Genomic DNA, 18,678 nt, shown 5'->3' on the forward strand with positions numbered 1-18,678 from the left:
ATGATATGATAAAATAGTAGAAACGAGGTAAACCATGATAGATAGAAAAAATAATAATCATTTCAAATTAGTTTCTAAATACCAACCTTCAGGAGATCAACCCCAAGCCATTGAAGCTTTGGTGGACAATATCGAAGGAGGCGAAAAGGCACAGATTCTCAAAGGAGCAACAGGTACAGGTAAGACCTACACCATGAGTCAAGTCATTCAGAAAGTTAATAAACCGACCTTGGTCATTGCTCATAATAAGACGCTTGCTGGTCAGCTTTATGGTGAATTTAAGGAGTTTTTTCCAGACAATGCTGTAGAATATTTTGTGTCTTACTATGATTACTACCAGCCAGAAGCCTATGTGCCCTCATCTGATACCTATATTGAAAAAGACAGTTCGGTCAATGACGAGATTGATAAACTTCGCCATTCTGCAACGTCATCATTATTAGAGCGTAACGATGTTATTGTTGTCGCATCTGTTTCTTGTATTTATGGTTTAGGTTCTCCCAAAGAGTATGCTGACAGTGTGGTTAGCTTGCGCCCTGGTCAGGAAATTTCTCGCGACCAGCTTTTAAATGACTTGGTAGACATTCAGTTTGAGCGTAATGACATTGATTTCCAGCGTGGGCGTTTCCGTGTACGTGGTGATGTGGTGGAAATCTTTCCAGCTAGTCGTGACGAGCACGCCTTTCGTGTGGAATTTTTCGGTGATGAGATTGATCGTATTCGAGAAATCGAAAGCTTGACTGGACGTGTTCTCGGTGAAGTGGATCATTTGGCTATTTTCCCAGCCACCCACTTTATGACCAACGAGGAGCATATGGAGGAAGCTATTTCTAATATTCTTGAAGAGATGGAAAAGCAGGTCAAACTTTTTGAAGCAGAAGGTAAACTGATAGAGGCGCAGCGCATTCGCCAAAGGACGGAGTATGATGTGGAGATGCTGCGCGAGATGGGCTACACCAGCGGTGTCGAAAATTACTCGCGTCATATGGATGGACGAGCAGAGGGAGAGCCACCATATACTCTTTTGGACTTTTTCCCAGAAGACTTTCTCATCATGATTGATGAAAGCCATATGACTATGGGGCAGATTAAGGGCATGTACAATGGAGATCGCTCACGTAAGGAAATGCTAGTAAATTATGGTTTCCGCCTTCCAAGTGCTCTGGATAACCGTCCCTTGCGCCGAGAAGAATTTGAAAGTCATGTGCATCAGATTGTCTATGTTTCTGCAACGCCTGGTGACTACGAGATGGAGCAGACTGATACCGTTATCGAGCAGATTATTCGCCCGACAGGTCTCTTGGATCCAGAAGTGGAAGTCCGTCCGACTATGGGGCAAATGGACGATCTGCTTGGAGAAATCAATGCACGTGTGGATAAGGGAGAACGTACTTTCATCACAACCCTGACCAAAAAAATGGCAGAAGATTTGACCGACTACCTCAAAGAAATGGGGGTTAAGGTTAAGTATATGCATTCGGATATCAAGACTTTGGAGCGTACCGAGATTATCCGCGATTTGCGTTTGGGTGTCTTTGATGTTCTTATCGGAATTAATTTGTTGCGCGAAGGAATTGACGTTCCAGAGGTCAGCTTGGTGGCTATCCTTGATGCGGATAAGGAAGGTTTCCTCCGTAACGAACGTGGTCTTATCCAGACTATTGGGCGGGCAGCGCGAAATAGTAACGGGCATGTTATCATGTACGCTGATAAGATTACCGAGTCTATGCAGAAGGCTATGGATGAAACAGCACGTCGGCGGAGCCTGCAAATGGCTTACAATGAGAAACACGGTATTGTTCCACAAACCATTAAAAAAGAAATCCGAGATCTTATTGCGATTACTAAGTCAAATGATACCGATGTAGCAGAAGGTGTTGTTGATTACAGTGCTATGACCAAGAAAGAGCGCCAAGAAGCCATCAAGAAGTTGCAAAAACAAATGCAAGAAGCCGCCGAACTGCTTGATTTTGAACTGGCTGCCCAAATTAGGGATATGGTGATTGAACTGAAGGCGATGGATTAGATTTAGAGAAGCAACGATAACATCAATACTGTTGTAGTGTTTAATGTTCCAAACATAGGAAAAGAAAATGTCGAAGCTTTGATGAGTTAAAATTTTTAGGAGGTCATCATGTCACCACTTTACCAACAATTAGCTTTTTTTAATGAACTTGAGAAACTCAAGATGGTCACTCGACGGAATCAGACCTTAGATGGGTGTTTTGAGAATTCTGCTGAGCATTCTTGGCAACTAGCTCTTATGGCACCTGTCTTGCGCCAGCATTTTCCAGAGGAAGTAGACCTTGAAAAGGTTATGACGATGCTTTTGCTGCATGAAATCGGAGAAATCGGTGCAGGTGATACATGGGTTTATGATGAGGTTGGTAAGTTGACTTCCTTTGATCGTGAGTGGGAGTCTGTCAAGAAAACGTTGGCTCTTCTCCCTCCTGAGCAGGCTGACAGCTACCGAGAACTCTGGCTTGAATTTGAGTCCAAGGAGGACACACCTGAAGCACGTTATGCTCGTTGTCTGGATGCTCTAGCACCGCTGATGAATCACCTGCTTATTGCTCCTGAAAATGAAAACCTCGATAGCTTGACCAAGTCACAGGTTTTGGCAAAGAAAGCCTTTATCAAGGAAGAATCGGCAGAACTTTGGGAGCTTGTTTTGGATTTGATAGACCAAAGTGTCGCTAAAGGCTTGTATCTGGATAAATAGAGAAAGCTTTTAAATTAACATTTTGTTATACTATATATAATAAGGGTAAGACCTTAATTGAACTGAAGGTAAAAGTAAAAGGAGAAACCATGCCTCGTACATCTCAAGTCATCTTAACGAACATGTGCTTGATTGAAGATGAAAAAGGAAATATTGTTATGCAAATTCGTGATCCCAAAAGGTACACTTGGTCAGGAGCAGCATTACCTGGTGGTCATATTGAAGAAAAAGAAAGTCTGCATCAAGCGGTGGTGCGAGAAGTTTATGAAGAAACAGGACTGACCATTCGTAATCCCAAGTTAGTTGGAATGAAGCACTGGCATACAGTGGACGGCATTCGATATTTGGTATTTCTCTACCGCACCAATGACTTTTCTGGTGAACTGCGTTCTTCTGAAGAGGGTGAGGTTAAGTGGGTCTCACGTAATGATTTGGATAATATTGAACTTGCTTATGACCTGAAAAACTTGCTGCGTGTTTTCGATGAAGAAAAATTGTCAGAGATGTTTTATAGTAAGCGTCTCGAAAATGATTTTATCCGTGAATTTTGGTAATTTACTTACCAAGAAAAGCTTGAACGTTTTTAGTTAGAATTTAAAACCTAATCCTAGAAACTACAGGTAGAAGTATCAATCATGATTCTTGAAAAGATTTTTGTTACAGCTATTTGACGAAAATCTTCTAGTATCTGAAGAATTTTTCTATAACTATGTCAGACTTAACTGAGCAATTGATAGACTCCAAAGTAGCTAAAAGTTGTGTTTGTTCAATGCCCCTGTTCTTATTCAAGTTAGTCATATCTATGATGTGCTAGCTAATTAGGGGAGTTTATTAACAATAGGATATCAATATCATTTTAGGAGCATTTATGAAAAAAATGTATAAAGGGCGGGTACGTTCAGATGGAAGTTTTTACTTTTATGAAGAAAATCCTTTATGGGGAATATTATTCATTCTGTTTGTCCTAGGGATAGCTGGATATATTCTTAAGTGGCTATTGAAACTGATTAGTTCTCTGGTGGCGGGTGTTAAAGTTTTTCTGCTTGTTTTGTCAATTTTGTTTGTTTTGGCCTTTTTTTCAATCTTATTTATTATATTTTTTAGATATTTGGTAAAAAAGATTGGACTTTCCAGCGGAATTACAAAAGTTCTTTACGTTATTGCTTTGCTGGCTCTATTTCCTGCTACTGCCTATTGTAGCATTACTTCTGTAAGTAGAATACAGTCGTCAGCACGGCAGCATAACATTGAGGATGCGGCTCGCGTAAAGACAAGTCAGCTATGTCACGAGTTAGAAGAGAAGCTGTCAGGCATATGGACAAGTATTGATGACGAAGATAGCTGGAGTGCCCAAGGAAATCCAGATACTATAACTATTACTTATCCAGACATTGAAGTTGACAGCTTTGAAGGAGATTATTTTGATATTGAACGACCATCCTATTCAGGTAAATTAGCAATCAATAAGAAGCTAATCAAAAAGATCCTGTTGCAAATGGAAGTAGATAAGATTAAAGCATACAGTTTAACTGATTTATTAGAGTCTGATAATGCAGATAAGCTAATAAGTCTCACTGAACAATCTGAGGATGGTTTCACCATCAACCGTTTATCCTATAATGATACCGATGAGCAAATTATTATTGACTTCACCAAGGAAAGTAGTGACGATGATAGCAGGGAACAGCGAACCGATTATGTGTTGAGTAGATAGTTTGTTCAACTGTGAAAGTGGTGCTCTCAGTGATGATTGTACCATTTTTGTAAGCTATCAAATCAGTTATTGATCTCATATTAGAACCTGTATTCACAGTTCAGCACTTCTATCTAAGGCTAGTTTTTGAGCTACTCATCGTTAGTTTTTTTCAAAATACAGTCAGTATTCTCTCAAAAAACTGCCTTGATTAGCGAAAAACTATTTCTTATCTATAAGCACTTCGCTTGTGAATACAGGTTCTTACTTTCGAATGACTTTTGCTGAGGATGATAGTTTTCTATAAAAGAAAGTTAAATTTCTTTCGTTCTAGAGACTTGTAGAAACAGTGGACAGTCTCTCTCTTTTTTGATAGAAATAAGTCATTGTTTTTAGTGATAATTCCACAAGTCTGGGGAGAGGAAAATAAAATGAGCGAAGGTCAAGTCGAATGGTTAGGGCAGTGATTATGTTGAAAGTTGGAGATGAAACTTGCGATAGCAAGTGTATGGCAAAGCGTGTTCAAATATTTGAAGTTGGAATAAGGGGTCTTTGTCACCCACCACGGATATTATAGAGTCGAAACAAGGGAACAAGCTTCCTATTAATGAAAGAAAAAATGAAAGGCTATCATTAGAAGATCTTTCAAGTATTTATACTCTTCGAAAATCAAAATTATCCGTTGTCAACTTGCCTTGATGAACTCAAGTTCTATCGTCGGCTTCGTTTCCTAGGCTACTTTTGATTTTCATTGAGTATTAGTATCGCTGTAACCAAAAAGGTAGTGCCACAAAAGCACTACCTTTTCAGGTCTTATCATAATGTGATAACTATTTAACAGAACCGCTAGTAACACCCTCAACATAGTATTTTTGCATGTAGATGAAGAGAAGTGTGATTGGGATAGCGATGAGAACTGATGCAGCTGCGAAAGAACGGAACCATTCATTGATGGTATCTTGTTCCAACATGGCAAAAAGTCCGATTGCAACGGTATATTTGCTAGTAGCATCGCCAAGGATTACTTTGGCAAAGATAAAGTCAATCCAAGGACCGATAAAGGCTGTTAAAGCAGTATAGACAATGATTGGTTTTGACAGTGGTAAGGTAATCTTGAAGAAGATATCTTTACGTGTCGCTCCATCAATCATAGCTGACTCATCAAGTGAGTAAGGAATGGTGTCAAAGAATCCTTTAGCAATGTAGAAACCAAGTGCAGCACCTGCAGAGTATACCAGTACCAAGGCGAAGAGGGCTTGTGTCAAATTAAAGGCTTTCAAAATATAATAAACGGCGATCATTGACATGAAGCCAGGGAACATGTTAAGCACAAGTGCCAATTTCAAGAAACCATTGCGATGTTTGAATTTGATACGACTAAGTGAGTAGGCCATTGCAACGGTGATAAAAGTTGAAATAATCGTTGTCGCTGTAGCTACAATAAGAGTATTCCAGAACCACTGAGCAAATGGGAATGAAGAATTGTTAAAGAGTTTAACATAGTTGTCCAGAGTAAACGATTTTGGAATGATATAAGGAACATAAGCTCCAGTTTCACTACGGAAGCTGGTCAGGACAACCCAAACAATTGGAAAGAGCCAGACGATAGATAAAATAATCAATAGGATATATGTCAGTGTTAAATTAATTCGACGTTTGTTTTTCATTATTTAGCAGCTCCTTCCTTATAAGAGTTGGTTCTTGTATAGGCCAGCAAGCTAAAGATTGCTGAGATAGCAAAGATTAAGATACCGACAACTGAAGCCAAGTTATAGTCAGCGGCAGAAACGGTCAGTTTATAGAGCCAAGTTACCAAGAGGTCAGTAGATCCTGCTTGATAGAAATCAGGATTAGTTGGGTTACCACCTGTCAACAAGTAGATAACGTTAAAGTTGTTAATATTACCGATAAACTGTTGAATTAAGTTTGGCATCATAATCAAAAGGATTTGTGGGAAAGTGATGTTGCGGAAAATTTGGAATTTATTTGCACCATCAATCTCAGCAGCTTCCAATTGTTCCTGAGGTAAATTCATAATGATAGAAGTTGCCAAAAGCATGGTGAATGGAATACCAACCCACATATTAACAACGATGATAGAGAATTTTGCCCAAACTGGATCTGTCAAAAATGGTAACGGATTTTTAGCTGAAACTAAACCAATGTTGATTAAGAGTGAATTTAGTGGGCCACCATCAGTCAAAAGATTTCTCATGATGAGAAGAGAGATGAACTGAGGAACGGCGATTGTGATGACGAAGATAGTACGCCACATTTTTTTCAACTTCAGACCTTTGGTATTGATAATCAAGGCCAAAACGATACCGAAGAAGAAGTTAGTTGCTGTAGCAGCTACTGCCCAAATCAAAGTCCAAGATAGGACAGGGAAGAAGGTACCAGCCATACGTCCGCTAAGAACGTTTCCGAAGTTTGAAAGACCAACCCAATCAAAAAGTGATTTTGGTGGTAGGTGGTTATGATCGTAGCTAGTAAAGGCTAGACAGATCATGTAAACCAAAGGCAAGATAGTGAAGAGAAGCACACCAATCATTGGAATTGACATGAGAGTCATGTGGAAACGACCGTCAGCCAAAGTATGGAAATCTTCCATGAAAGTTGGTATTTTCTTACCTTCAGATTTTAAAACATAGATATTACGTGCGCTTTTTAGGTTACACCAGTAGATATAAGCAAAGACAAGACAGAAGATTACTGATGCCAAACCGAAGATTAAGAGGAGCATAGAGTTATCTCCGTCAACGGCCTTGGTGAACTTAACTCCGTCAATCTCAACAGTTTGTTTTCCTTGGGCCTGAGTCCCTAAGGTAATCAAACCGCCAAATCCTGGAATAACCTGTAAGACAAATGATATTAGGAAAAGAATTTCACTAATGAGGAAGAGAAATCCTTTAATGAATTGTTTGTTGGCGAGATTTGCAAATCCCATAATGAGTGCTGATAGTTTAACGTCAAGTCCACCTTTTTTTAGAGCTTCTTTTACAGAAACTTTATCAAAATAGACAGAGTTATTCATAATGAACCTCCCAAGTAGTAGATAGATACCGCTAACAAAATAGCAGCAAGAAACCAATAATTAACAAATCACGTAAAGGGGATCCCCTTTACGTGATCACTAACATTCTGCTTAAAAAACTTATTTAGTAGCTGCCAAGTCTTTGTCAAATTGTTGAAGCTTAGCTAGGAAGTCAGCAGGAGCAATCTTACCTGAATAAGGTCCGCTAAGGAGAGAAGCAGATTCAGTCCAGAAAGTAGCCATTTGGTTAAGTTTTGGCATAACAGTTGTGTAGTCTGCAGAACCAGTCATGCTAGATACAGCCTTAGCCAATTCATTAGAAGTAACGGCGTCAGATGATTGAACTTCCTTGTTTGATGGAATGATGTTACGAGTCTTGAATTGGTTTTCTTGACTTTCAGCGTTAGTTAGGTAAGCTGCAAGTTTGTATGAAGCAGCAATACGTTTAGCATCACCTTTAGCAGGTGCTTGGTTAACGGCATAAAGTTTAACACCCATGAAGGCTTTTTGTTGAACAGTGTCGCCACCAATAGTTACTGTTGGATAAACAGCGATTCCAAGGTTATCTTTACCAACAGCTTCTTCAGCAGCAGAGTAGTTCCATGGACCAGTTTCGATAGCAGCAACAGTACCATCACCAAATTTAGAAACAGCTTCAGCATCAGTAACGTTCACGAAGCCTTTGTTGTCTTTTTGGTCAGCCAACCATTGCATTACTGCAACACCTTTATCGTTACCCCAGTTTGTACCGTCAACAGTTTCACCATCTTCACCAAAGAGTGTATTACCGACTGAAAGCATCAATGGAGCAGTTGCATAAGCATTAACTTCTTTCAATGAAGCTCCAAAAGTTGCTTTTGATGTGATTGTTTCGTATGATTTTACATCATCTGCAGAAAGTTTAGATTTGTTGTAGAAAAGAACTTGAGATTCTACACCAAATGGGAAGGCATAAGTTTTACCTTTGTATTGTGCCCCTGCAACAGCGTTTTCAACGTTGTTGTCAGCTACTTCTGTAGCGTATTTTTCAGGGATTTCTTGGATAACTCCTGACTCAACCAATTGACCAAGTTGATCGTGTGGAAGTGAGAAGACGTCTGCAGCCTTTTCTGGGTCTTTCTTCACGTTTTCTTGAGCTTTTGAGTCGTTAGATTCAACAATCTTAACAGATACGCCTTCAGCTTTTTCGAAAGCTTTTACTGTTGCTTCATATGATTCTTTAGCATCAGTAGGCACCCAAAGTTTGAGTGATACTTTATCAGATGAAGTTGATTCTTTTGAACCATTAGATGAGCAGGCAGCGAGAGTTGCGATTGATGCAAGTGCTACACCACTAGTGACGACTTTTTTCCAAGTGTTCTTCTTCATTGTTTTTCTCCTCCTAGAGAATGTTTTATTATTTACAAGTATATTATGCAACCGTTTGCAGTTTTTGTCAAGTATTTTTTTAAAAAAATTTCAAAAAAAATTCCATAGGACAGAAATTTTTTAGTGTTGTGGCATAAAAATGCACGTTTTTTCGGAAAACGATTGCATTATCTCTTTTAAAAGTGTATTCTTAAAATAAAGGAACCATTTTTAGGTTAACAGCTCTATTATTTTTGGACATAATAATTCGTCACTTATATAGAAGAAAGTTATGTGAATCGTTTTTTTGAGAGCTGAAAAATACAGATTATATATACTAGAAAAAGAGGAGGTTGGGATGGTTACAATAAAAGACGTGGCGGCTAAAGCTGGTGTTAATCCATCTACAGTTAGTCGTGTTCTAAAAAACAATACATCAATTTCACAAAAGACAAAAGAACGTGTTCGCAAGGCAATGCAGGAACTTGGCTATGTTCCCAACGCAGCAGCACAGATGTTAGCGAGCGGGCTAACTTATAATATAGGACTTGTTTTCCCTCCGTTGGTAACGCCAGACCGCTTAAGCGAACCATTCTTTATGAGGATTTTAACAACGATTACGAATGAAGCAAGAGCAAATGACTTTACTGTTTCTATTGCAACGGGCGAATCAATGGGAGAAGTTGAAGAACAAGTTAAGCTTATGCACCGTCAGAAAAGAGTGGATGGCTTTATTATTTTATATTCAGATGCCAACGATCCTGTTCGGAGATACTTACTAGCAAATAATCTACCTTTTGTTGTAGTGGGGGCTCCTGAAGGCTTTGAAAATGATATCACCTATGTCAATAATGATAATCAGCTCATGGGGAAGACAGCAGTAACTCATCTCTATGAAAAGGGGCACAAGAAAATTCTTTTTGTCACAGATGATAAAACATCAGAAGTTGCTATGGAACGTTATTTTGGATATGTTCGAGGGACAACAAAACTAGGAATCAGGAGTCACGAAGCTTTACTTTTTGATCGTAATGATCCCCAGGTCTTAGAGGAATTGATAGAAACGATCCATAAAGAAAAGCCGACGGCTCTTATCGTAATTGGTGATATCGTAGCTATTCGGTTAATGCAATTTTTATCATTCTACAACCTATCTGTACCAGATGATATTTCTATTATTACCTTTAATAACTCCATATATTCAAAATTGATTCACCCTTACTTGACAACTTTTGATGTTAATATTTCTAGTCTTGGTCAGACAAGTCTTCGACATCTTTTGGAGAAAATAAAAACCCCAGCGGAGGTTCATCGAGAATCTGTTATTGTGCCCTTCATTTTTAAAGAAAGAGAAAGTGTCCGTAATTTAACAAAATTCAGTCAAATCAAGTGATATCAACGTTTATAGAACTTTCAATAGGACTTCGATAAGTAGATTATCGAAGTTTTTTTAGGAAAATCCTTGACAAACGCAAACGTTTGCGTTATACTTGCATTATCCTAAAACTAAGAAAGACGAGAGGAGCAGGATATGGAAAAACGCGCGAGCGGTGTCCTTATGCACATCACTTCCCTTCCAGGGCAATTTGGCGTAGGAACATTTGGTAAATCTGCCTATGATTTTGTTGATTTCCTAGTTGAAACTGACCAAAGTTACTGGCAAATCTTACCGTTAACAACAACGAGTTATGGTGATTCTCCCTACCAATCTTTTTCAGCTGTGGCTGGGAACACTCATTTGATAGACTTTGATTTACTGGTTAAAGCTGGTTACCTTAAGAAATCGGATTTTGACTACTTGACCTTTGGAGATAACCCAGAAGCTGTTGATTATGCGTTGATTTATGAGCGCCGTCGCCCGATTTTGGAAAAAGCTGCTGCTAATTTCCTAGCGTCAGCAGAAGGCAAGAAAGCACTTGCTAAGTTTGAAAAAGAAGCAGACTGGTTGACTGATTTTGCCGAGTTTATGGCATTCAAAGAACACTTTGATAATAAAGCCTTACAAGACTGGGATGACAAAGCTTTAATCAATCGTGATAGCAAAGTTCTTGCAGCCTACCGTAAGGAACTCAAAGATGTCATTGCCTACCATAAAGTAACGCAATATTTCTTCTTTGACCAATGGTTAGCACTTAAGGATTATGCTAATGCTCACGGCATTGAAATAATCGGTGATATGCCAATCTATGTTTCTGCTGATAGTGTGGAAGTTTGGACTATGCCAGAACTTTTCAAATTAGATGCAGCTAAGAAGCCTAAATTTATTGCTGGTTGTCCACCAGATGGCTTCTCAGAGGATGGTCAACTTTGGGGAAATCCAATATATGATTGGAAGACTCATGCAGCAAGTAATTTTGCATGGTGGGTTTACCGTATTCGTGAAGGATTTAAGATTTATGATTTGCTTCGTATTGACCACTTTAAAGGCTTCTCTGATTTCTGGGAAATTCCTGGTGGAGATGATACGGCTAAAAATGGTAAGTGGCAACCTGGTCCTGGAAAAGCCTTATTTGATGCCGTGAAAGCAGAACTTGGTGAACTACCAATTATTGCTGAAAATCTCGGCTATATTGATGAAAAAGCAGAACAACTTTTAGCTGACACAGCTTTTCCTGGAATGAAAATCTTAGAATTTGGTTTCTACGATACCGAAGGAAAGAGTATTGATATCCCACATAATTATATCGCTGATTCAGTGGCTTATGCAGGAACTCATGATAACGAAGTTATCAATGGTTGGTACGAAAACTTGACTGAAGAACAACAAGCATTTGCTAATGCCTACATTCGCCGTCAAGAAAATGAACCAATTTCAGAAGCAATGCTCCGTACTCTGTTTGCTAGCGTTAGTGATGTGACGATTGTCTGCATGCAAGATTTGTTAGATAAGCCTGCAGAAACACGGATGAATATGCCAAATACAGTTGGTGGAAACTGGCAATGGCGGATGTTGTCAACTGATTTGACAGCTGATAGGAAAGCTTTCTTGAAGGAAATCACTTCTCTCTACGCTCGTAAAAATACATTTAAAGCACAAGATAAATAATATTATTTTGTCGCTTAAGAAAACATCAAGACATTATTGTTATTATCATAAACTAAAATAGATATTTTATAAAAAGGAAAACTCATGACTACATTTACAACTTATCTTGAAACACAAAACAAAAATCTTGCAAATCTCAGCAATGAAGAAATCTACTATCTTTTGTTGGATTTTGTTAAGGAAGCTGCTGCCTCTAAAGCTAAAAATACTGCCAAACGTAAAGTTTACTATATCTCAGCTGAATTTTTGATCGGTAAACTTTTGTCAAATAACTTGATCAACCTTGGCATTTACAAAGATGTGAAAGAAGAATTGGCTGCTGCTGGTAAATCAATTGCAGAAGTTGAAGATGTTGAACCAGAACCATCTCTTGGTAACGGTGGACTTGGACGTTTGGCATCATGTTTCATTGATTCTATCTCTAGCCTTGGGATCAACGGTGAAGGTGTTGGTCTTAACTACCACTGCGGACTTTTCAAACAAGTTTTCAAAAACAACCAACAAGAAGCTGAAGCTAACTACTGGATTGAAAATGATTCTTGGTTGGTTCCAACAGACATTTCATACGATGTGCCATTCAAAGATTTTACCTTGAAATCTCGTTTGGATCGTATTGATGTTCTTGGATACAAAAAAGACACTAAAAATTACTTGAATCTTTTCGATATTGATGGTCTTGATTACGGCTTGATTAAAGACGGAATTTCATTTGATAAGACTGAAATCAAAAAGAACTTGACACTCTTCCTTTACCCAGATGATTCTGATAAAAACGGTGAATTACTTCGTATTTACCAACAATATTTCATGGTGTCAAATGCTGCTCAACTTTTGATTGACGAAGCTATCGAACGTGGTTCAGACTTGCACGACTTAGCTGACTATGCTTATGTTCAAATCAACGATACTCACCCATCAATGGTTATTCCTGAACTTATCCGTCTTTTGACAGAAAAACATGGTATTGACTTTGATGAAGCTGTTTCAATCGTTAGCAAGATGGTTGGTTACACAAACCACACAATCTTGGCAGAAGCACTTGAAAAATGGCCTCTTGACTACCTCAACGAAGTAGTGCCTCATTTGGTAACAATCATTGAAAAATTAGATGAACTTGTTCGTGCGAAATATGCTGACTCAGCTGTTCAAATCATTGATGAATCAGGTCGTGTTCATATGGCACATATGGATATTCATTTCTCAACTTCAGTTAATGGGGTTGCTGCACTTCACACAGAAATCCTTAAAAACAGTGAATTGAAAGCATTCTACGACCTTTATCCTGAAAAATTCAATAACAAGACAAACGGTATTACTTTCCGTCGTTGGCTTGAATTTGCTAACCAAGATTTGGCTGACTACATCAAGGAATTGATTGGTGATGAGTATCTGACTGACGCAACTAAGCTTGAAAAACTACTTGCTTTTGCTGATGACAAAGACGTTCATGCTAAGTTGGCTGAGATCAAATACAATAATAAATTGTCTCTTAAACGTTACCTCAAAGATAACAAAGGTATTGAGCTTGATGAAAACTCTATCATTGATACTCAAATCAAACGTTTCCACGAGTACAAACGTCAACAAATGAACGCTTTGTATGTTATCCATAAATACTTGGAAATTAAACGTGGAAACTTGCCAAAACGCAAAGTAACTGTTATCTTCGGTGGTAAAGCAGCTCCAGCCTATACCATTGCACAAGATATTATTCACCTTATCCTCAGCTTGTCTGAACTGATCAACAACGATCCAGAAGTATCACCATACCTTAATGTTCACCTTGTTGAAAACTACAACGTAACTGTTGCTGAACACCTTATTCCTGCGACAGATATCTCTGAACAAATCTCTCTTGCTTCAAAAGAAGCTTCAGGTACTGGTAACATGAAATTCATGCTTAATGGTGCTCTGACACTTGGTACAATGGACGGTGCCAATGTTGAAATTGCAGAACTTGCTGGTATGGAAAATATCTACACATTTGGTAAAGATTCAGATACAATTATTGATCTTTATGACAAGGCAGGCTATGTTTCAGCTGATTACTATAATGGTGACGAAGTTATCAAAGAAGCTGTTGACTTCATCGTTAGCGATGAGTTGGTAGCGCTTGGTAAAGCAGAACGCTTAGAACGTCTTTACAACGAGTTGATTAACAAAGACTGGTTCATGACCCTCATTGATTTGAAAGAATATATTGCAGTCAAAGAACAAATGCTTTCAGATTATGAAGACCGTGATGCTTGGATGACTAAGGTTGTTAAGAACATTGCTAAAGCAGGATTCTTCTCATCAGACCGTACAATTGCTCAATACAACGAAGACATCTGGCACTCAAACTAATGCAGTAACAGTGTCACAATGACGATTAAAAATCCAGTTTCGGCTGGATTTTTTTAGTTAAAAGATGAGCACAGAAAACGTTTTTATGCTAAAATGAAAGAAATGACTACATAATGGAGGCAGATATGGAGAATACCTTTTTTATGATTAAGCCAGATGGTGTAGAACGCCGCTTGATTGGTGAAATTCTGAATTTGATAGAACGTCGAGGCTTTACTATTGAGCGTTTAGAGTTGAGGGTGGCAACAGAGGAAATTTTACGTCAACACTACAGTCATCTTGTGGATAAACCTTTTTTCCCAGATATTTTATCTTACATGCTTAGTGGTCCAGTATTGATTGGGGTGATTTCAGGGCCAAAAGTTGTTAAGAGTTGGCGAATTATGATGGGTGCAACCAACCCTGTCGATGCGCTACCCGGTACCATTCGAGGAAATTTTGCCATGGGAGCTGTTGATGGTAATATCAAAAATGTGGTTCATGGTTCTGATTCCAAAGAAGCAGCTCAGCGTGAGATTGCATTGTGGTTTGGTGATAAGTAATTATTAAAGTTGTATAGCTTAATTTTGGGGTGAAAATTGTTTTTTCATGAATTATAATGTACCCAACTGCTATATCTTCTAATTTTAAAAATTGAAACTAAGGAAGTTGATCTTATTTCAGCTTCTTTTTTTGGAATAACAAAGCTATATAGAAATGCCCTCTAATCAAAATTTCTTGTCAAGTGCGCACAGATAGCTTCTTTTTGATATAATAGATTAGAATGACTGATGCTCTTCTAAAATCAAATTCGGACATCGTCGATTTGATGAACCGTAGTTTTATTTGCATATTTACTACTACGAGCGATGTCTGTTGAATATTCAACCTACAACTACCTTCAAGATAGTTATAGCTGGTTTGATGTTTATTGAGTACAAAATAGTATAGGAATTAGTAATGAATATTGAAGAATTGAAAAAACGACAGGAGAAAATTCGTAATTTCTCCATTATTGCTCATATTGACCATGGGAAATCAACCTTAGCCGACCGTATTTTAGAGCAGACAGAAACGGTTTCTAGCCGTGAAATGCAAGCGCAGTTGCTGGATAGCATGGAGCTAGAGCGTGAACGTGGCATCACTATTAAGCTAAATGCGGTGCAGCTAAATTACAAAGCTAAAGATGGTGAAACTTATATTTTCCACCTTATTGACACCCCAGGGCACGTTGACTTCACCTATGAAGTCTCTCGTTCTCTGGCGGCTTGTGAGGGAGCAATTTTAGTTGTAGATGCTGCACAAGGTATTGAAGCACAGACCTTAGCAAATGTCTATTTAGCACTAGATAATGATTTGGAGATTTTGCCAGTCATCAATAAAATTGACTTACCTGCCGCAGATCCAGAACGCGTCCGACAAGAGATTGAAGATGTCATTGGTCTAGATGCCTCAGAAGCTGTCTTGGCTTCTGCCAAAGCTGGTATTGGTATTGAAGATATCCTTGAACAAATCGTTGAAAAAGTACCAGCACCGACAGGTGATGTAAAAGCTCCCCTGCAAGCCCTCATTTTTGATTCTGTTTACGATGCTTACCGTGGGGTTATTCTACAAGTCCGTATTGTTAATGGAGTTGTCAAGCCCGGCGACACTATCCAAATGATGTCAAATGGCAAAACTTTTGATGTCACTGAAGTGGGAATTTTCACTCCTAAAGCTGTAGGTCGTGAATTTTTGGCAACAGGTGATGTTGGTTATATTGCTGCTTCTATCAAAACCGTCGCAGACACTCGTGTTGGTGATACCATTACTTTAGCTGACAATCCAGCGACAGAGCCTTTAGCTGGTTATAAGCAAATGAATCCGATGGTTTTTGCTGGACTTTATCCAATTGAGTCTAACAAATATAATGACCTCCGTGAAGCCCTAGAAAAATTACAGCTTAACGATGCCAGTCTTCAATTTGAGCCTGAAACATCTCAAGCCCTAGGATTTGGTTTCCGTTGTGGTTTCTTGGGTCTGCTTCACATGGACGTCATTCAAGAGCGTTTGGAGCGTGAGTTCAATATTGACCTTATCATGACAGCTCCATCCGTGGTTTACCACGTTAATACAACTGATGGTGATATGATGGAAGTGTCTAATCCCTCTGAATTCCCTGACCCAACAAAGGTTGACAGTATCGAAGAACCTTATGTCAAGGCACAGATAATGGTTCCACAGGATTATGTTGGGGCTGTAATGGACTTGGCACAACGTAAGCGTGGTGATTTCGTCACAATGGATTATATCGATGATAATCGAGTCAATGTTATCTACCAAATTCCGCTGGCAGAGATTGTTTTTGATTTCTTTGATAAATTGAAATCATCAACGCGTGGTTATGCTAGCTTTGACTATGAAATCTCTGAATACCGCCGCTCACAATTAGTGAAAATGGATATCCTACTCAACGGTGACAAGGTAGATGCGCTCAGCTTTATTGTTCACAAAGAATTTGCTTATGAACGTGGAAAACTTATCGTGGAGAAATTGAAGAAAATCATTCCACGTCAGCAATTTGAAGTGCCAATCCAAGCAGCTATTGGTCAAAAAATTGTGGCACGTTCTGACATCAAAGCTCTTCGCAAAAATGTGCTGGCCAAGTGTTATGGTGGTGACGTGTCTCGTAAGCGTAAACTCCTTGAAAAGCAAAAGGCTGGTAAGAAGCGTATGAAAGCTATTGGTCCTGTTGAAGTTCCGCAGGAAGCCTTTCTCAGCGTTCTTAGCATGGATGACGATGATAAGAAGAAATAATAGGTGCTTGGCTTAGATATTGCACTAAACTGACACACAAAAATCAAACATGAATATTACTATCTCACAACCCTCACCACAAAATAGCCAAGCTGCAAAAGTTATTTTGGCTGACTTGCCAGAGTGGTTTGGTATTCCAGAGTCTACTCAGGCTTATGTTGATGCGACGGGTGATGAACTTTGTCTTCTAGCAGAAGCAGAGGAAACAGCTATCGGTTTTATCAGTTTGATAGAAACTGAGACAGCCTTTGAAATTGACTGCATGGGTGTTTTGAAATCCTATCAAGGTCAGGGTGTCGGCTCTGCTATGCTAGAAAAACTGAAAAGCTATACTCGCCAGCATACTAAAACCTACTTGCTGGTCAAGACCCTGTCGGCAGCTCATCCAAGCTCATCCTATGCTCAAACCCGAGCTTTTTATGAAAAGGTTGGCTTTCGTCCAGCTAGGTACTTAGAGATATGGGGAACGCAACTGCCCTGTCTAGAAATGGTTTTAACCCTGTGATACATGAAAGGAAAATGATGAAAAAATCTCCCTTTACTTCTACTTCTGACCTGATGACTGTCTTTTTTATCCTGCTTTATAGTGCTGGCGTTTTTATCAACATCAAAAATGACAGGCTACTTATAGCGGGTATTTGGGGGCTTCTCTTGCTCGCCAATCTGGTACTTCTGCTCATCAGACATCTTAAAAAAGGCGATAAAAAATAATCTCCCTTTATTTTCTAGACGGTCTTGGCAGCAATTATTTGGCATGCCTATTACTGGGAACAAGAAAAAATAAAGTATGTCCTTGACTACTAGCCAGAAAGCATGCTTGGCTTATTGAAATTAGCAGCAGAAGTGAATTCAGTCTCCTAGAGTCTGATTGCAATTGAGACTTTGGCCATTCTTTCAGACACACTGGCAGACTTGTCAGCGAAAAAACGAAGAGTGCCAGAAAAGGTCAATCCAGTCTATGTTAGTTACCAACTCTCACCAAAATCTGGTCATGACCTCTATCGTGAGTACCCAGAAACCATTGCTTTGGTTATTAAAGATTTTTTAAAGGAAGAAAATAAATGATTAAAGTTGTCGATATAGCTGATGTTACAGTAGATTTGGAGGATAAGGCATTTCATGTGGTAGATGTTCGCGAAGCGGACGAGTTTGCAGCGGGACATGTGCCTGGAGCTATTAATCTGCCTTTAAGTGAGTTAGCTAACCGCTATACTGAATTAGACTTTGAGACTCCCTACCATATCATCTGTCACCTTGGCGGACGTTCTTCTCAAGCCTGTCTTTTCTTAGATGCTCAGGGTTATGATGTCACTAACATCAATGGCGGGACAGCCGCTTGGACAGGTGAATTAGAGAAGTGTGATTAAATCTGCAAGGAGCAAGAGCAGTCTTGCCCGCGTTTTCTGATGTGACAGTGATTTTTAAAACACAATAAATAAAAATGAATGATGACGGTGTAAAACTATAGTAAAATGAAACACAAAAAGTACATAATGTGATATACTGTTTTTATGGCATATTCATTAGATTTTCGTAAAAAAGTTCTCGCCTATTGTAAACGAACAGGTAGTATCACAGAAGCATCAGATGTNTTCCAAATCTCACGAAATACCATTTATGGCTGGTTAAAACTAAAAGAGAAAACAGGGAANCTAAACCATCAAGCAAAAGGAACAAAACCAAGAAAAGTTGATAGAGATAGACTCAAAAACTAT

The 18,678-nt window shown here is 38.9% G+C and carries 17 protein-coding genes; 14 read left to right on the forward strand and 3 right to left on the reverse strand.

Features of this window, described 5'->3' with window-relative positions; all coding sequences use genetic code 11:
* Positions 1-34: 34 nt before the first annotated feature.
* The 4 genes from uvrB to A3I7_RS0101670 all read left to right on the forward strand — a co-directional run bounded on the left by uvrB (position 35) and on the right by A3I7_RS0101670 (position 4,436).
* The gene (gene uvrB / locus A3I7_RS0101655; protein WP_018375046.1) at positions 35-2,026 is read left to right on the forward strand and encodes an excinuclease ABC subunit UvrB; all 1,992 of its coding nucleotides are present in this window, start codon (positions 35-37) and stop codon (positions 2,024-2,026) included.
* 108 nt (positions 2,027-2,134) lie between these two features.
* Entirely contained in the window at positions 2,135-2,722 is a 588-nt protein-coding gene (locus tag A3I7_RS0101660; RefSeq protein WP_018375047.1) for an HD domain-containing protein, read from the forward strand.
* An 89-nt stretch (positions 2,723-2,811) separates the two neighbouring features.
* The gene (locus tag A3I7_RS0101665) at positions 2,812-3,276 is read left to right on the forward strand and encodes an 8-oxo-dGTP diphosphatase (protein WP_018375048.1); all 465 of its coding nucleotides are present in this window, start codon (positions 2,812-2,814) and stop codon (positions 3,274-3,276) included.
* Between the two features lie 314 nt (positions 3,277-3,590).
* Positions 3,591-4,436 (forward strand): hypothetical protein, encoded by an 846-nt coding sequence (locus A3I7_RS0101670; RefSeq protein ID WP_018375049.1) that lies wholly within the window; start codon positions 3,591-3,593, stop codon positions 4,434-4,436.
* Positions 4,437-5,245: 809 nt separating this feature from the next.
* On the opposite strand, the gene A3I7_RS0101675 is transcribed toward A3I7_RS0101670, so the two are convergent.
* From A3I7_RS0101675 to A3I7_RS0101685, 3 genes are all read right to left on the reverse strand, one after another.
* Positions 5,246-6,082: a sugar ABC transporter permease gene (locus A3I7_RS0101675; protein ID WP_018375050.1), complete on the reverse strand. Its 837-nt coding sequence runs from the start codon at positions 6,080-6,082 to the stop codon at positions 5,246-5,248.
* The gene (locus tag A3I7_RS0101680) at positions 6,082-7,449 is read right to left on the reverse strand and encodes a carbohydrate ABC transporter permease (RefSeq protein ID WP_018375051.1); all 1,368 of its coding nucleotides are present in this window, start codon (positions 7,447-7,449) and stop codon (positions 6,082-6,084) included. Before A3I7_RS0101680 ends, A3I7_RS0101675 begins: the two co-directional genes overlap by 1 nt.
* Positions 7,450-7,569: 120 nt before the next feature.
* Positions 7,570-8,817, reverse strand: coding sequence for an extracellular solute-binding protein (locus A3I7_RS0101685; protein WP_018375052.1), 1,248 nt, complete (start codon positions 8,815-8,817; stop codon positions 7,570-7,572).
* Positions 8,818-9,154: 337 nt separating this feature from the next.
* Between A3I7_RS0101685 and A3I7_RS0101690 the strand changes: the two genes are divergently transcribed.
* The 10 genes from A3I7_RS0101690 to A3I7_RS13490 form a co-directional block, all read left to right on the forward strand.
* On the forward strand, positions 9,155-10,189 hold the full coding sequence (locus A3I7_RS0101690; RefSeq protein ID WP_018375053.1) for a LacI family DNA-binding transcriptional regulator: 1,035 nt from the start codon (positions 9,155-9,157) through the stop codon (positions 10,187-10,189).
* Positions 10,190-10,327: 138 nt separating this feature from the next.
* Positions 10,328-11,842 (forward strand): 4-alpha-glucanotransferase, encoded by a 1,515-nt coding sequence (gene malQ, locus A3I7_RS0101695; RefSeq protein ID WP_018375054.1) that lies wholly within the window; start codon positions 10,328-10,330, stop codon positions 11,840-11,842.
* Positions 11,843-11,926: 84 nt separating this feature from the next.
* Positions 11,927-14,188, forward strand: a complete 2,262-nt coding sequence (glgP, locus tag A3I7_RS0101700; protein ID WP_018375055.1) for a glycogen/starch/alpha-glucan family phosphorylase — start codon at positions 11,927-11,929, stop codon at positions 14,186-14,188.
* 125 nt (positions 14,189-14,313) lie between these two features.
* Entirely contained in the window at positions 14,314-14,730 is a 417-nt protein-coding gene (ndk, locus tag A3I7_RS0101705; RefSeq protein ID WP_018375056.1) for a nucleoside-diphosphate kinase, read from the forward strand.
* Positions 14,731-15,127: 397 nt separating this feature from the next.
* The gene (lepA, locus tag A3I7_RS0101710; protein WP_018375057.1) at positions 15,128-16,963 is read left to right on the forward strand and encodes a translation elongation factor 4; all 1,836 of its coding nucleotides are present in this window, start codon (positions 15,128-15,130) and stop codon (positions 16,961-16,963) included.
* A gap of 49 nt (positions 16,964-17,012) precedes the next feature.
* Positions 17,013-17,468 (forward strand): GNAT family N-acetyltransferase, encoded by a 456-nt coding sequence (locus A3I7_RS0101715; RefSeq protein WP_018375058.1) that lies wholly within the window; start codon positions 17,013-17,015, stop codon positions 17,466-17,468.
* Positions 17,469-17,482: 14 nt separating this feature from the next.
* Entirely contained in the window at positions 17,483-17,674 is a 192-nt protein-coding gene (locus A3I7_RS0101720) for a hypothetical protein (RefSeq protein ID WP_245538831.1), read from the forward strand.
* A gap of 171 nt (positions 17,675-17,845) precedes the next feature.
* Entirely contained in the window at positions 17,846-18,028 is a 183-nt protein-coding gene (locus A3I7_RS0101725; protein ID WP_018375060.1) for a hypothetical protein, read from the forward strand.
* Positions 18,025-18,330, forward strand: coding sequence for a rhodanese-like domain-containing protein (locus A3I7_RS0101730; RefSeq protein ID WP_018375061.1), 306 nt, complete (start codon positions 18,025-18,027; stop codon positions 18,328-18,330). Before A3I7_RS0101725 ends, A3I7_RS0101730 begins: the two co-directional genes overlap by 4 nt.
* Positions 18,331-18,474: 144 nt before the next feature.
* Positions 18,475-18,678: IS630 transposase-related protein (locus A3I7_RS13490; protein ID WP_018375062.1), on the forward strand; the 204-nt coding region annotated here is incomplete at its 3' end.

The organism is Streptococcus orisratti DSM 15617 (assembly GCF_000380105.1).
Classification (GTDB): domain Bacteria; phylum Bacillota; class Bacilli; order Lactobacillales; family Streptococcaceae; genus Streptococcus; species Streptococcus orisratti.